Genomic DNA, 15010 nt, shown 5'->3' on the forward strand with positions numbered 1-15010 from the left:
GCGGGGGCTGTCGACGTGATGCGGGGGATGACACGCCCGTCCGCCCGGCGCGCGGACAGCCGCGCGCTCCTGGGCGCGGGCCCCGGCGCGGGCATCCGCGCCCGGCTCGGCGGGAGATTCGGCGACAAATCCGGTCCAGGCCTGCGCAAGGGCCTGCCCCGCGGGCTGCGCAACGGGTTGCCCCGCGGGCTGCGCAAGGGCCTGCCCCGCGGGTTGCGCAAGGGGCTTCCCAGCGAGCTGCGCACCGGTCTGCGCTGGAAGCTCAGCGCGGCGATCGCGCTGGTCGGCGCGCTGGTCGCGATCGCGCTCAGCCTGGTGGTGCACAACGCCGCCCGCGTCTCGATGCTGGACAACGCGCGCGACCTGGCGGACGAGCGGATCCAGATCGCCCAGCGCGACCTCGCGGACGTGCAGATCGCCGAGCACACCTTCGACCTGTCCAACCGGGCCAACTTCGCCAGCGTCAAGATCGACGACCCCCATCTGCCGGCCGAGCTGCGGGCGAAGGTCGGGGCCGGACGCCGCGCGACCTATGTGGCGGACCCGCCGGGCGGTTCCCCCGACATCTGGGCCGCCGTACCGATCGCCGACGGCCATGTGCTGTCGCTGCACACCGGGCTCACCGAGCGCAGTACGGACATCCTCAACGATCTCGACCAGGCCCTGGTGATCGGCTCGATCGCGGTCGTCCTCGTCGGCAGCGCGCTCGGCGTGCTGATCGGGGGACAGCTGTCGGGCCGGCTGCGCAAGGCCGCCGCCGCGGCGAACCGGGTCGCCAAGGGCGAGCCGGACGTCCGGGTGCGGGAGGCGATCGGCGGGGTCGTGCGGGACGAGACCGACGATCTCGCGCGGGCCGTCGACGCGATGGCGGACGCGCTCCAGCAGCGGCTGGAGGCCGAGCGCCGGGTCACCGCCGACATCGCGCACGAGCTGCGCACCCCGGTGACCGGGCTGCTCACCGCGGCCGAGCTGCTGCCGCCGGGCCGCCCGACCGAGCTGGTGCTGGACCGGGCGAAGGCCATGCGCACCCTGGTGGAGGACGTGCTGGAGGTGGCGCGGCTGGACGGGGCGTCCGAGCGGGCCGAGCTGCAGGACATCATGCTGGGCGAGTTCGTGGCCCGGCGGGTGGCGGCGAAGGACCCGGACATCGCGGTGCACGTGGTGCACGAGTCGGAGGTCACCACCGATCCGCGGCGGCTGGAGCGGGTGCTGTTCAATCTGCTCGCCAACGCGGCCCGGCACGGCAGGCCGCCTGTCGAGGTCACCGTGGAGGGCCGGGTGATCCGGGTCCGCGACCACGGGCCGGGCTTCCCGGAGGATCTGCTCGCCGAGGGCCCCAGCCGGTTCCGCACCGGCAGCCAGGACCGCGCCGGGCACGGCCACGGGCTGGGCCTGACCATCGCCGCGGGCCAGGCCCGGGTGCTGGGTGCCCGCCTGACCTTCCGCAACGTCCGGCCGCCGGGCGCCCCCGCGCGCATTCCGGCCGAGGGCGCGGTCGCCGTGCTGTGGCTGCCGGAGCACGCGCCGACGAACACCGGCAGCTATCCGATGCTGCCGCTGTCCGGGGATCAGTGAGGCCGGGGAGCAGTGAGACCCGGGACCAGTGAGGCCCGGGGGTGCCCCGCTCGGGGCCACCCGCCCGGGATGGCCCCTCAGCAGCCGAAGTCCTTGGAGAAGTCCAGCTCCTCGCTGCGCTCGGTCAGCGAGTACCGGTTGCCGTTGTCGTCGCGGAAGATCGCCTCGATGCCGTACGGCCGCTCCTGGGGCTCCTGGGGCTCCTGGATGAACTCGACGCCGCGGGCCCGGAACGTCTCGTAGTCGCCCCGGCAGTCGTCGGTGCGGAACGCGCCGGCGCGGACGAAGTGGAAGCGTGAATACCCGGCGTGGCCGGCCACCGCGGCCAGGTCGAGATCGGGGTCGGCCCAGTCGCGGTCCATGGCGTCCTTGGCGAGGCGCAACGGCCGCATCGTGTCCATACGCCGATGGTGGCACGCGGCACTGACAACGACCCCGGGCGCGGTGGGGCGCCCGGGGTCGTCGGGAGGTTCAGCCGGTTCTCACCGGCGGGTTCAGCCGGTTCTCGCCTCTGTCACGTCGGCGAGGGACGGCCGGTGCGTGGCGGTGGCCTCAGAGGGAGAGACCCTTGCCGCGCAGGAAGGCGACCGGGTCGATGGCCGTGCCGTAGTTCGGGGTGGTGCGGATCTCGAAGTGCAGGTGCGGGCCGCTGGAGTTGCCGGTGTTGCCGGACAGGGCGATCTTCTGGCCGGTGGCGACGATCTGGCCGACCTTCACGTTGATCTTGGACAGGTGGGCGTACTGGGAGTACTGGCCGTTGCCGTGCTTGATCACGATGGCGTTGCCGTACGCGGGACCGTCACCGGCGCCGTTGCCGCCGGCCTTGACGACGGTGCCGCCGTGCGCGGCGACGACCTTGGTGCCGCTCGGCACCGCGAAGTCCTGACCGCTGTGGGTGGACTGCCAGCGGGCGCCGTTCTGGGCGAAGCTCGCGGTCTTGGTGTAGCCCTTCACGGGGGCGACCCAGCCGGCGGCCTTCTTGGCGGCGGTCGTGGCGGTGACGGCGGTCGGGGCGGCGGAGGGGGCGGCGGCCGCGACCCCGGCCCCCAGCACGACCGAGGCGCCCAGGCCGGCGGCCAGGACGGCCGCGCGGGTGCGGAGCTGGGCCGTACGGGAAGAACGGGACGTGACACGCGGGGACATTCGCTACCTCGGAAGGTCGGGGACAGAGAGAACCACCCGGCGCACAGGCATCGGCTCCGGATGGCCATCCCTTGGTAACCCGGACCCCCGCAAAGGCCCAAAACCCTGATCTACGGCTCAAGCTAGTACTTGACCCCGAAATATCCCGACTCTTGACAGAGCCCCCATTCGGGACGAACCACAGCAGAACGCCGGTTCCGACGAAGGAACCTTGAGGCATACGTCCTTTTTGCCCGAATCGACCTTTCCACTATTCCGGCTAGTACCGGACAAATCGCCTGTGCGGCATGTCACCGGACGGCGAGATCTGCCGGCCCGCGAATGTGACCGGCGCTACTCTGCTGGTCAGACGGGGTGTCGACGGATTTCGGGGGAGACCGGAGTGGAACCGACGGCCATCGGGGTCAGGCTGGCGTCCAGCGTTGTGACGCCGCTCATACGAAGGCTCTTCGTTACCGAGGGACCGGGCGCCGGACTGGTGGACCGGCCGGTGCGGCTCTCCGGGCACCTCTCGTTCCGCGGCGAGAAAGGGCGGCTCGGCCCGGCGGACGTCCAGCGGCTGGCCGCCGAGCTGGTCCGGCAGGCCCTCGCCACCGGGGAGCGCCCGCTGCCCGCCGACGAGGAGCAGGCCGTCACCCACGCCCTCGCCGACACCCTGTACGCCCTCGGCGACCTCACCATGACCGACGTCCAGGCCGTGGAACTGGGCCCCGAGGCCCTGGCCGCCCGGCTGCGCCGCGCCGCCGGCGACCCGGCCCGCCATCTCTCCTACGACGCGAGCCTCTTCCTCGACCGCCTGCTCACCACCGCCTGCCTGCACATCCTGCACTTCTTCACCCAGCGGTCCACCTTCGTCCCGCGCACCCTGGTCGAGCAGACCCGCCGCCAGCGCGAGCTGATGGCCAAGGTCGACGAGCTGATCGCCCGCACCCCGCCGCCCGCCGGCACCGACCAGGCCTTCGAACAGCGCTACCTCTCCTACGTCGCCACCCGCCACGCCCACCTCACGATCTACGGCATCGACCTGGTCGCCTCCCCCGACCGCTGGCCCCTGGACGCCGCCTACCTGAGCCTCACGGCCCTGCACCCGGACGACGGCGGCGACCACGGCGGCGACCCCGACGGCGGGCCCGTCGTCTCCGCCGCCACCGCCCTGCCCGCCGACCGGGCACTGGCCGAGCACGACCGGGTGCTGCTGCGCGGAGTCGCCGGTTCCGGCAAGACCACGCTGGTGCAGTGGCTCGCGGTCACCGCGGCCCGGGGCGAGCGCGGCCGGATCCCCTTCGTGCTGCCGCTGCGCACCCTGGTCCGCCGTGCCGACGGCCTGCCCGCACCCGACGCCTTCCTGAGCGCCGTACGCGTCCCCTTCCACGCCACTCAGCCCGCCGGCTGGGCGGACCGGGTACTCGGCGACGGTCGCGGGCTGCTCCTCGTCGACGGCATCGACGAGATCCCCGAGCGGGACCGCGAGCGGACCCGGCGCTGGCTGCGCGAGCTGCTCGACGTCTACCCCGGCAACCAGTGGCTGGTGACCTCCCGCCCCACCGCCGTGCGCGCCCACTGGCTCGCCGCCGACGGGTTCACCGAACTCGCCCTCACCCCCATGCGCGGCGACGACGTGGCCGCCTTCGTCACCCGATGGCACACCGCCGCGCGGATCGGCGCCCCCGACCCCGGCCTCCTCGACACCTACGAACGCGTCCTGCTCGACGCCGTCCGCACCAAGCCCGACCTCGCACAGCTCGCCACCAATCCGCTCATGTGCGGTCTGATCTGCGCCCTGCACCGCGACCGGCGCGGCTACCTCCCGCACGGGCGGCAGGAGCTGTACGACGCCGCCCTGTCCATGCTGCTCGCCCGCCGGGACGAGGAACGCGACCTGATCACCCCCGACGACGGGGTGCACCTCACCGAACTCCCCCAGATCCAGCTCCTCCAGCGGCTCGCCTACTGGCTGATCCGCAACAACCAGTCCGAGCTGGACCGCGAACGCGCCGTCCGGATCGTCGCCGACGTGCTGCCCGCCCTGCCGGCCGCCGCGGCCCAGGGTGACGCCGAGCGGATCCTCGGCCATCTGCTGCTGCGCAGCGGCCTGCTCCGCGAACCGTCGGAGGGGACGGTGGAGTTCGTGCACCGCACCTTCCAGGACTACCTCGGCGCGCGGGCCGCCGTGGAGGACGGCGACTTCGGGCTGCTGGTGCGCAGCGCGGCGGACACCGCGTGGTCGGACGTGATCCGCATGGCGGTCGCGCACGCCCGGCCCCGCGAACGCGCCGAACTGCTGCGCGGCCTGATCACCGCCGCGGACCGGCTGACGGGGGCCGCCAGCACCCGCGTACGACTGCTGGCGCTGGCCTGCCTGGAGCACGCCACGGAACTCGACCCGCTGGTCCGGGCCGAGGTCGAACAGCGGGCCGCGGTGCTGATACCGCCCCGCTCCACCCAGGAGGCCCGCGCCCTGGCGGAGGCCGGGCCGCTCGCCCTGGAGCTGCTGCCGGGGCCGGAGGGCCTGAGCGAGGAGGAGGCACGGGCGGTCGTCGTCACGGCGTCGCTGATCGGCACGGACGCGGCGCTGCCGGTCCTGGCCCGGTTCCGCGGCCACCCCTCGCTGGACGTGCGGGCCCAGCTCACCTGGACCTGGCACCGCTTCCCGGTGCGGCGGTACGGCGAGGAGGTCGTCGCCCGTCTCAGGAAGGGCGGGCTGTTCTTCGCGGCGCACTCCGCGGAGCAGCTGCGCTTTCTGCGCGAACTGGGCGGGCGCCGGAAGATCCAGCTGGCCGGGAACATCCCGGCGGACGCGATCGCGGCGGGGCTCGTGCCGGAGCGCACGGAGAAGCTGATCATCCGCGGCAACGACCTGCTGCGGGATCTGGGCTGCCTCGCGGGCCTGCGGCGGCTCGGCCACCTCGACCTCAGCAGATCGCCGTACGTGGAGGACCTCACGCCGCTCGCCGGGCTGCCGCTGACCTGGCTGTCGCTGGACCTGCTGCCGGGTCTGGAACGGCCGGGCGCGCTGCACGCCCTCGCCGGGTGCCGGACGCTGGGCCAGCTGGACCTGGGGGTGCCGCTGGAGGCGGACTCGCTCGACGAGGCGATCCCGCTCGAACTGCCGCTGCGCTACCTGCGCTTCACCAAGACGGCGCTGCGGCACACCGGACTGCGCGGCCTGCACCGCTTCGGCGCCCTCAGACAGCTGAGCCTGGCCGCGCTCCAGAGCGAGCTGTCCCCGCGGGACCGCGAGGAGATCGCCCGGCTCCCCGAGCTGACGGAGCTGCGGATCAACTGGCGGGCCGTCGGCTGGCAGGGCCCGCCACTGCCCCGGATCACCAGCCTGCGGCTGAACAACCTGCACGGCACCGAGGACCTGGCGCGGATCCCCGCGCTGTTCCCCCGTCTGCGCGAGGTGGTGATCGTCCCCGCGCCGGACGCGTCCGAGATCCCGGACGAGGTGCTCGCGCCGCTGCCGGTCACCCCCGCCATCGCCAGGGTCCGTGCCGTCGTGTGACGCACGCCTCTAGCCACCTACCGTTCGGTAACCGTACGGTTCACCTCGCGTCACCCTCTTGAACGAGCATGCACACGACATGTGCCACCGACGTGAGAGGACCCCCCACCCATGACGAGACCCGGGATGCGCCGCACGGCCACCCTCGCCGTCACCGCGGCCGCCCTGCTGGCCATCGCCGCCCCCGCCGAAGCCACGACCGGCACCGGCACCACCGCCGTCGCCACCGCGACCACCACCGCCGCGGCGGACGTCGACTACGCCACCTGGCAGAAGGACTGCCAGGCCGTGATGGACCAGGCCCTGCCCTACCTCCGGCAGCGGATCGCCCAGCACCAGCCGGGCGAGAAGCAGGCGATCGTCTTCGACATCGACAACACGACCCTGGAGACCGACTTCGGCTTCAGCTACCCGTCGCCGGCCAACAAGCCGGTCCTGGAGGTCGCCGAGTACGCCCAGGAGCACGGCGTCGCGCTGTTCTTCGTGACCGCCCGCCCCGGCATCATCCACGCGCCCACCGAGTACAACCTGAAGAAGGTCGGCTACGAGGTCTCCGGGCTCCACGTCCGCGGCTTCCTCGACCTCTTCAAGAACGTCGCCGACTACAAGACGGCGCAGCGCGTCGCCATCGAGTCCAAGGGCTACACGATCATCGCCAACATCGGCAACAACACCACCGACCTGTCGGGCGGCCACGCCGAGAAGACGTACAAGCTGCCGGACTACGACGGACAGCTCTCGTAGGGCTTCACGCACGGAGAAGGGCCGGTGCCCGCCCGGGCACCGGCCCTCTCACCTGCCGTGAGACCTACTCCTTGCTGAGGTTCGGCCCGGCACCGCCGGCCGCCTGCTCGATCGGCGGGACGTCCGGCAGAGCCGACTTCTCCTCGCCGCGGAAGGTGAAGGTCTGGGTCTCGCCCTCGCCCTCGGTGTCCACGACCACGATGTGACCGGGGCGCAGCTCGCCGAAGAGGATCTTCTCCGACAGCGAGTCCTCGATCTCGCGCTGGATGGTCCGGCGCAGCGGCCGGGCGCCCAGCACGGGGTCGTAGCCCTTCCGGGACAGCAGCTCCTTGGCGGACTGGGACAGCTCGATGCCCATGTCCCGGTCCTTCAGGCGCTCGTCCACCTTGCCGATCATCAGGTCGACGATCCGGAGGATGTCGCCCTGGGTCAGCTGCGGGAAGACGACCACGTCGTCGACGCGGTTGAGGAACTCGGGGCGGAAGTGCTGCTTCAGCTCGTCCGACACCTTGTTCTTCATGCGCTCGTAGTTGGTCTTCGTGTCGCCCTGGGCGGCGAAGCCCAGGTTGAAGCCCTTGGAGATGTCCCGGGTGCCGAGGTTGGTCGTCATGATGATGACCGTGTTCTTGAAGTCCACGACCCGGCCCTGGGAGTCGGTCAGACGACCGTCCTCCAGGATCTGCAGCAGCGAGTTGAAGATGTCCGGGTGGGCCTTCTCGACCTCGTCGAAGAGGACGACGGAGAACGGCTTGCGGCGGACCTTCTCGGTCAGCTGGCCGCCCTCTTCGTAGCCCACGTAGCCGGGGGGCGAACCGAAGAGCCGCGACACCGTGTGCTTCTCGCTGAACTCCGACATGTCGAGGGAGATCAGCGCGTCCTCGTCACCGAACAGGAACTCGGCGAGCGCCTTGGACAGCTCGGTCTTACCGACACCGGACGGACCGGCGAAGATGAACGAGCCACCCGGACGCTTCGGGTCCTTCAGACCGGCGCGCGTACGACGGATCGCCTTGGACAGCGCCTTGACGGCGTCGTTCTGGCCGATGACCCGCTTGTGGAGCTCGTCCTCCATCCGGAGCAGGCGGGACGACTCCTCCTCGGTGAGCTTGAAGACCGGGATGCCCGTGGCGGTGGCCAGCACCTCGGCGATCAGCTCGCCGTCGACCTCAGCGACGACGTCCATGTCGCCGGCCTTCCACTCCTTCTCCCGCTTCGCCTTGGCGGCCAGGAGCTGCTTCTCCTTGTCACGCAGGGAAGCGGCCTTCTCGAAGTCCTGCGAGTCGATCGCGGACTCCTTGTCGCGGCGGACACCCGCGATCTTCTCGTCGAACTCGCGCAGGTCCGGCGGCGCGGTCATCCGGCGGATGCGCATCCGGGAACCGGCCTCGTCGATCAGGTCGATCGCCTTGTCCGGCAGGAAGCGGTCCGAGATGTACCGGTCGGCCAGGGTGGCGGCCTGAACCAGCGCCTCGTCGGTGATGGAGACGCGGTGGTGCGCCTCGTACCGGTCGCGCAGGCCCTTGAGGATCTCGATCGTGTGCGGCAGGGACGGCTCCGCGACCTGGATCGGCTGGAAGCGGCGCTCGAGGGCCGCGTCCTTCTCCAGGTGCTTGCGGTACTCGTCCAGCGTGGTCGCGCCGATGGTCTGCAGCTCACCACGGGCCAGCATCGGCTTGAGGATGGAGGCCGCGTCGATGGCGCCCTCGGCGGCACCCGCACCGACCAGCGTGTGCAGCTCGTCGATGAACAGGATGATGTCGCCGCGGGTGCGGATCTCCTTGAGCACCTTCTTCAGGCGCTCCTCGAAGTCACCGCGGTAGCGGGAGCCGGCGACCAGCGCGCCGAGGTCCAGGGTGTAGAGGTGCTTGTCCTTGAGGGTCTCGGGCACCTCGCCCTTGACGATGGCCTGGGCGAGGCCCTCGACGACGGCGGTCTTGCCGACGCCGGGCTCACCGATCAGGACCGGGTTGTTCTTCGTACGGCGGGACAGCACCTGCATGACCCGCTCGATCTCCTTCTCGCGCCCGATCACCGGGTCGAGCTTGGACTCACGAGCGGCCTGGGTGAGGTTCCGGCCGAACTGGTCGAGGACCAGGGACGTCGAGGGGGTGCCCTCCGCAGGGCCGCCGGCGGTGGCGGTCTCCTTGCCCTGGTAACCGGAGAGCAGCTGGATCACCTGCTGCCGCACGCGGTTCAGATCTGCGCCCAGCTTGACCAGGACCTGGGCGGCGACGCCCTCGCCCTCACGGATCAGGCCGAGCAGGATGTGCTCCGTGCCGATGTAGTTGTGGCCCAGCTGAAGGGCCTCGCGGAGCGACAGCTCCAGGACCTTCTTGGCACGGGGGGTGAAGGGGATGTGGCCCGACGGCGCCTGCTGCCCCTGGCCGATGATCTCCTCCACCTGCTGGCGGACCGCCTCGAGCGAAATCCCGAGGCTCTCAAGGGCCTTGGCGGCGACACCCTCACCCTCGTGGATCAGGCCCAGGAGGATGTGCTCGGTGCCGATGTAGTTGTGGTTGAGCATCCGGGCTTCTTCCTGAGCCAGGACGACAACCCGCCGCGCGCGGTCGGTGAACCTCTCGAACATCGTTAATCGCTCCTCAGAGCGGTCAGGCAGTAAGGGGAACTTCCCCTCCCTGTCCTTCCGCAGCTTAGTCCCGCAAGCGGGGACCGCTCATTCCAACTGCCGACACCGTCCTTGGCCTCCTGACCCCGAACGCCGACATCTGCTCCAACCCGATGGTGCGAGACGATGTTCCCGCAGGCCAGGCAGTTACCCTCACCACCAGTACGCCGATGGCGAACGCGAGACGGCCTTTCCTGCGTGTCGCCCCCTCCCACTAGGGATGTCTTACCCGCACGGACCGACAGTCCATGCCGCGCGCACGGTTTCCCTCCGCTACGGGCGAACAACCTTGCGCCTCCCCGCACCCCCGCACGCCCCCTTTTCCGGCACTCGGCGCATCCGCACGGGCACCCAGCGTAACCCGGACGGGCTTTCGACGGTTGCGCTGGGCATGGTTGGCGCAGCCCCGCAGTCCCCACCGTCCGTCACCGTCCCTCACCCCCGCCGTCCCGGCCGTCCCGGTCGTCCGCTCGACGCGAGCGACCGCCTCCGCGGGTGGTACGAGAACGATCTGGGATGGCCCGTGGTGCCCGGCAGGCCCTTGCGGCTCGTGGTGGGCCCCCGCTTCGACGTCCTGGACGTCCCCGCCGCAGCGGGCCTCGCCGCGCTGCGGCATCTCGCGCCGGGCTCTCCGGTCGCCGCGCAGGGCGGCCGGGTGCGGCTGCTGACGGCCCCGGGCACCGCGCAGGAGCTGCCGGGGCTGCTCGACTGGCTGGAGTGGGGCTCGCTGGACCTGGACCTCACCGCCCTGGGCGAGGGCACGCTCATGGACGCGCCGCGGGTGGGCGCGGAGTGGAGCCTCGGGGAGTCACCGGTCACGTCGTCGGTCACCGCGCCTGCTGCCGCGCCGCGGGGGGAAGGCGGGCCGCCGGTGGCCGTCGGCCGGGGCGGCTCGGCGCAGGGGGCCGCCGTGTGGGTGCGGCCCCCCGGTTCGGTGCGCGAGACCGAGGCCTCGCTGCCGACGCTGTCGGCCTTGGGGGGCGGTGGGGGCGCCCCCGATCTCGTACGCGTCGTGGACACGGTGGCGACACACTGCCACCGGATCCGGCTGCGGCGCGTGGGTGCTCAGCCGTTGGCCTTCTCGTAAGCCTCGCGAATGGACGCCGGAACTCGGCCACGGTCGTTGACCTCGTAACCGTTCTCCTTCGCCCACGCGCGGATGGCGGCGGTGTCCTGGCTGCCGCCGGAAGCGGCCCGCGCCTTTCCACGACCGCCCGAAGCACGGCCTCCGGTACGGCGACCGCCCTTCACATAGGGCTCGAGAAGGCCGCGAAGCTTGTCCGCATTGGCGGTCGTGAGATCGATCTCGTACGTCTTACCGTCCAGCGCGAACGTCACCGTCTCGTCCGCCTCGCCGCCGTCGAGGTCGTCGACAAGAAGGACCTGAACCTTCTGTGCCACCGGATTTCCTTTCATCGATAACGTGAGGACCTGGGGTCCGCGGCGTCCGCCGTTTCGCCGCCCCCTGTTATATGCAGTACAGCAGTACGTCGGAAAGCAAACCGCTTTTGCTGGAAAAACACAAACCCCTGGGAGAGACCCACTGCCCCTCCACTGCCCGGAAACGTGCGCGTTTCGGACATAGGGAACCTGGGCAGGGTCGGCAGAGCGGAATAACGACGATCACAGATGCAGAAGCATCCGACTGTTGCCCAAGGTGTTCGGTTTCACTCGTTCGAGACCCAGGAACTCCGCGACGCCCTCGTCATAGGAACGCAGCAGCTCCGCGTAGACATCGGTGTCGACCGGCGTCTCGCCGATCTCCACGAAGCCGTGCCGGCCGAAGAAGTCCACTTCGAAGGTGAGGCAGAAAACCCGGCGAACACCGAGCCAGCGGGCGGTCTGGAGCAACTTCTCCAGCACCTGGTGACCGACCCCGGCGCCCTTGAGCCCCGGCTTCACCGCGAGAGTGCGCACTTCCGCGAGGTCTTCCCACATCACGTGCAGTGCGCCGCAGCCGACGACCTCGGCGTTGTCGTCCCGTTCCGCTACCCAGAACTCCTGGATGTCCTCGTAAAGCGTCACCATCGCTTTGTCGAGCAGGATGCCGTGCCGGACGTACGCGTCAAGGAGCCGGCGGACGGCGGGGACATCGCTGGTCCGGGCCCGGCGGACGGTGATGGCTTTAGCGGTGACTTCGGGGTTCTCGGCGGAGGGGCTCTCTGCGGACATGGTCGGACGCTATCGCCCGTCACGCTCCGGTGCCGAGCCGGGGTTCTCCGCTTCCGCGCCTTCGGCTTGTGGGCGGGCTTCCGGCCGGGGCTGCCGTTCCGGTTCCGGCTCGGGTGTTTCCGGACCCTGGACGATGCGCACGGCATCCCGCAGGGCCGTCCGCTGTTCCTCGCTCATCATGCCGAAGAAGGCGACGAGTGCGGCGGCGGGGTTGTCGCTCTGCGACCAGGCGTCGTTCATCAGGGCGGCGGCGTAGGCGGCGCGGGTGGAGACCGCCTCATATCGATAGGCCCGGCCTTCCGCCTCGCGGCGGACCCAGCCCTTCTGATGGAGATTGTCCAAAACGGTCATCACCGTGGTGTAGGCGATGGACCGTTCCCGCTGAAGGTCTTCCAGGACTTCTCGAACGGTCACCGGGCGGTTCCACTTCCACACCCGCGTCATGACCGCGTCTTCGAGTTCTCCCAATGGGCGAGGCACAGCTTGAACAATAGTGGGAGATCTCCACAATGGCCTGCCGGACGTGCCCTTTCCCAGCAAACGCGAGCAAAAAGGGCGCGTCTGGGGTGTGCCGGGGCTGCCGAGTCCGGGAGCCCGCGTGACGGGGGCGCCGCCGACGGGGCGGGGCGGCGGCGCTCCGGGTCGGGCGGCTGGGGGCGGGGGCCGCCGGCGCGGGCGTGCCGGGGCGCCGGCGCCCGGGGTGGGCAAGGGGTCCGCATCGACCGCGGGGCCGGGGCGCTGCCGACGGGGCGTGGCGAGAGGTCGGTCCCCGCGGCGGGGAAGGCTGCCTTCGGCCCGCGGCGTGCGGGGCGCCGAGACTGCTGGGGCTGAGCCGGCGCCGGGGCCGGAAGGGCTGCCTGCCGCCGACGGGCTGAGGCGCAGCACCGCCGCCCGGGTGCCGCAGAACTCAGGCGACCGGCGCGCCGGGTGCCGCCCCCGGAGCGGCCGGGCTCGACCGCCCGGCTCCGAGCAGTGCGGGTGCCTGGCTTCGAGGGCCGTCGCGGGCGCCGGGGCAGACCACCCCGGACAGGACCGTCGGCCAAGGCCGCGTGGTCAGGCGCCCGGGTGGCGGGGCCGTCTGCCGGGGCGGCCGGCTTGGACGCCCCAGACCGGGGGTCGTCGGGCTTGGGCGCCCGGCTGCCGGGCGTCGGTAGTGCGGGTGCCCGCGCCAGGGGGCGGAGTACCGGTGGCGGGGCCGGGGTCGGGCGCCCCGGGCCGGCGGCCGTCGGTCACGGCGGCCAGGGCAGGATGCGGCGACGGGGACGGCAGAGCCCGAGCGAACGCGAAGGCGGGGAGGCCGGGGCCCGGGGCTCGCGGCCGGCGGCGGGCCGACCGGGCTCCGGCGCCGGGGGGCCGAGCGGGCCAGGGCTCAGGTGCCCAAGCCGGGGTCAGGCGTCCGGGGACGGGCGCCCGGTGCTTTCCGCGCGGGCGAGGGCGGCGTCGACGGCCGCGTCCTCCTTGGCCTTGTTGGCCCCGCCCTGGCTCTTCACGATCACCCTGATCACGCTGATGAAGAACACGGCCATGACGACCGGAGGCAGGAGCGCGGAGACGTAGTCCATGGCTCCAGGGTAGTCGCGCGGTGCCGGGGGCCCGGGGCGGGGTGGCGTCGGAGAGTCAGCCTGCGGCCAGTTGCCGCGGGGGGCCGGCCGGGGGCTGGGGCGGCTTGCGGCGGGGGAAGACCTCGCCGGGGGTGGGGATGGGGCGGCGGGCCGGCGGCTGGGGCGCGGTCGGCTGGGCGGGCTTCTGCGCGGGCTGCTTCTCGGGCTGCCGGGCGGGCCGGTCGGCCGCGTTCTCGACGGCGCCGCGGCCACCGGGGAGGGCGAGCAGACGGGTGCGGGACGCCGGTAGCAGCGGATGGGGCCGCGCGGCCGGGGCCTGCACGGTGCGGCGGGCCAGGCGGGCGCGGACGTCCTGTTCGGCGAGGGCCTGGCAGCGGTCGAGCAGGGCGGCGGCGACGGGGTTGCCGCGCAGGGCGCGCAGGGCGGCGAGGTCGTCGGGGGTGGGCCGGTGGCCGGCGCTCAGGGCCTCTTCCAGGAGGGTGAGGTAGCCGGCGGCGGTGCCGGGGAGGGCGGCGCGGTAGCGGGCGAGGTCGGCCACCAGGAAGGCCCGCAGGCGGGCTCCCTCGGCCATCGCCTCGTCGAGGGTGCCGGCGAGGCGGAGGCAGTCCTGGACGTCCTCGGCCGAGGGCCGGCCGGGCTGGAGGGCGAGGGCGAGGGCGCGGCGGAGCACACGCAGCTCCTCCACACCGAACGCCATGCCGCCGCGGGATCCGTAGGGCGTGGGCATGCGGCGACGATACGCGCTAATCAGACAAACTTCGCACGGAGCGCCGGTGTGGCGCGGGGAGCCACCCGGATGCGGGGTCCGTACCGGGGCCGCGGGCGGCCGGGCCGCCGGGTGCCCTCGTTCGAGGGCCCCCGGTGCGGCGCGGGCTCACATGCTCACATGCGGGACACGTTCCGCTCGTAGACCATCCGCAGGCCGATCAGCGTCAGCCACGGCTCGTGCTCGTCGATCACCGAGGACTCGCCCAGCACCATGGGTGCCAGGCCGCCCGTGGCGATGACGGTCACGTCGTCGGGGTCGTCGGCCAGCTCGCGGGCCATGCGGTTGACGACGCCGTCGACCTGGCCCGCGAAGCCGTAGACGATGCCGGCCTGCATCGCCTCGACGGTGTTCTTGCCGATGACGCTGCGCGGCCGGGCCACCTCGATCTTGCGGAGCTGCGCGCCCTTCACGCCGAGTGCCTCGACGGAGATCTCGATGCCGGGGGCGATGACCCCGCCGACGTACTCCCCGCGCGCGGACACCGCGTCGAAGGTCGTCGCCGTGCCGAAGTCGACGACGATCGCGGGTCCGCCGTACAGCTCGACCGCGGCGACCGCGTTGATGATGCGGTCAGCGCCGACCTCCTTGGGGTTGTCGGTGAGGATCGGCACGCCCGTCTTGACGCCCGGTTCGACGAGGACGGCGGGGACGTCGCCGTAGTAGCGGCGGGTGACCTCGCGCAGTTCGTGCAGGACGGAGGGGACCGTCGCGCAGATCGCGATGCCGTCGATGCCGTCACCCAGTTCGTCGCCGAGCAGCGGGTGCATGCCCATCAGGCCCTGGAGCAGCACCGCCATCTCGTCCGCGGTGCGGCGGGCGTCGGTGGAGATGCGCCAGTGTTCGACGATGTCCTCGCCGTCGAACAGGCCGAGCACGGTGTGCGTGTTGCCTACGTCGATGGTCAGCAGCATGGC

General features: G+C 72.0%; 13 protein-coding genes. 4 read left to right on the forward strand and 9 right to left on the reverse strand.

Translation table 11 applies throughout. The features are described from left to right. Nucleotides 1-27 precede the first annotated feature (27 nt). On the forward strand, nucleotides 28-1575 hold the full coding sequence (cseC, locus tag VE614_RS00120; RefSeq protein WP_324929848.1) for a two-component system sensor histidine kinase CseC: 1548 nt from the start codon (nucleotides 28-30) through the stop codon (nucleotides 1573-1575). Nucleotides 1576-1652: 77 nt separating this feature from the next. Here cseC and VE614_RS00125 read toward each other — a convergent pair whose 3' ends face one another. Both VE614_RS00125 and VE614_RS00130 read right to left on the reverse strand, forming a co-directional pair. Then, on the reverse strand, nucleotides 1653-1976 hold the full coding sequence (locus tag VE614_RS00125; RefSeq protein WP_324929851.1) for a hypothetical protein: 324 nt from the start codon (nucleotides 1974-1976) through the stop codon (nucleotides 1653-1655). 151 nt (nucleotides 1977-2127) lie between these two features. Beyond that, nucleotides 2128-2718, reverse strand: a complete 591-nt coding sequence (locus VE614_RS00130; protein WP_324929854.1) for a M23 family metallopeptidase — start codon at nucleotides 2716-2718, stop codon at nucleotides 2128-2130. A 382-nt stretch (nucleotides 2719-3100) separates the two neighbouring features. Here VE614_RS00130 and VE614_RS00135 point away from each other — a divergent pair, with 382 nt between their 5' ends. Further along, complete coding sequence (locus VE614_RS00135) at nucleotides 3101-6223, forward strand: NACHT domain-containing protein (RefSeq protein WP_324929857.1); 3123 nt, start codon at nucleotides 3101-3103, stop codon at nucleotides 6221-6223. Nucleotides 6224-6334: 111 nt separating this feature from the next. Beyond that, nucleotides 6335-6967 (forward strand): HAD family acid phosphatase, encoded by a 633-nt coding sequence (locus tag VE614_RS00140; RefSeq protein WP_324929860.1) that lies wholly within the window; start codon nucleotides 6335-6337, stop codon nucleotides 6965-6967. Between the two features lie 64 nt (nucleotides 6968-7031). Here the strand turns inward: VE614_RS00140 and VE614_RS00145 are convergent, their stop codons facing one another. Further along, nucleotides 7032-9554, reverse strand: a complete 2523-nt coding sequence (locus VE614_RS00145; RefSeq protein ID WP_324929863.1) for an ATP-dependent Clp protease ATP-binding subunit — start codon at nucleotides 9552-9554, stop codon at nucleotides 7032-7034. 430 nt (nucleotides 9555-9984) lie between these two features. On the opposite strand from VE614_RS00145, the gene VE614_RS00150 reads away from it, so the two are divergent. Continuing rightward, nucleotides 9985-10680: an SCO3374 family protein gene (locus tag VE614_RS00150; RefSeq protein WP_324929866.1), complete on the forward strand. Its 696-nt coding sequence runs from the start codon at nucleotides 9985-9987 to the stop codon at nucleotides 10678-10680. Here the strand turns inward: VE614_RS00150 and VE614_RS00155 are convergent. From VE614_RS00155 to VE614_RS00180, 6 genes are all read right to left on the reverse strand, one after another. Beyond that, complete coding sequence (locus VE614_RS00155) at nucleotides 10659-10994, reverse strand: histone-like nucleoid-structuring protein Lsr2 (RefSeq protein WP_067299641.1); 336 nt, start codon at nucleotides 10992-10994, stop codon at nucleotides 10659-10661. The genes VE614_RS00150 and VE614_RS00155 overlap by 22 nt on opposite strands. A 222-nt stretch (nucleotides 10995-11216) precedes the next feature. Next, nucleotides 11217-11765, reverse strand: coding sequence for an amino-acid N-acetyltransferase (locus VE614_RS00160; protein ID WP_324929871.1), 549 nt, complete (start codon nucleotides 11763-11765; stop codon nucleotides 11217-11219). 9 nt (nucleotides 11766-11774) lie between these two features. Next, nucleotides 11775-12209: a BlaI/MecI/CopY family transcriptional regulator gene (locus VE614_RS00165; RefSeq protein ID WP_414719460.1), complete on the reverse strand. Its 435-nt coding sequence runs from the start codon at nucleotides 12207-12209 to the stop codon at nucleotides 11775-11777. 944 nt (nucleotides 12210-13153) lie between these two features. Further along, nucleotides 13154-13327, reverse strand: a complete 174-nt coding sequence (locus VE614_RS00170) for a hypothetical protein (protein WP_324929874.1) — start codon at nucleotides 13325-13327, stop codon at nucleotides 13154-13156. Nucleotides 13328-13382: 55 nt separating this feature from the next. Further along, entirely contained in the window at nucleotides 13383-14024 is a 642-nt protein-coding gene (locus tag VE614_RS00175) for a hypothetical protein (protein WP_324930283.1), read from the reverse strand. Between the two features lie 185 nt (nucleotides 14025-14209). Further along, nucleotides 14210-15007: a type III pantothenate kinase gene (locus VE614_RS00180; RefSeq protein WP_086736398.1), complete on the reverse strand. Its 798-nt coding sequence runs from the start codon at nucleotides 15005-15007 to the stop codon at nucleotides 14210-14212. Nucleotides 15008-15010 lie beyond the last annotated feature (3 nt).

The sequence above is a fragment of the Streptomyces sp. genome, from assembly GCF_035645055.1.
Taxonomy (GTDB): Bacteria; Actinomycetota; Actinomycetes; order Streptomycetales; family Streptomycetaceae; genus Streptomyces.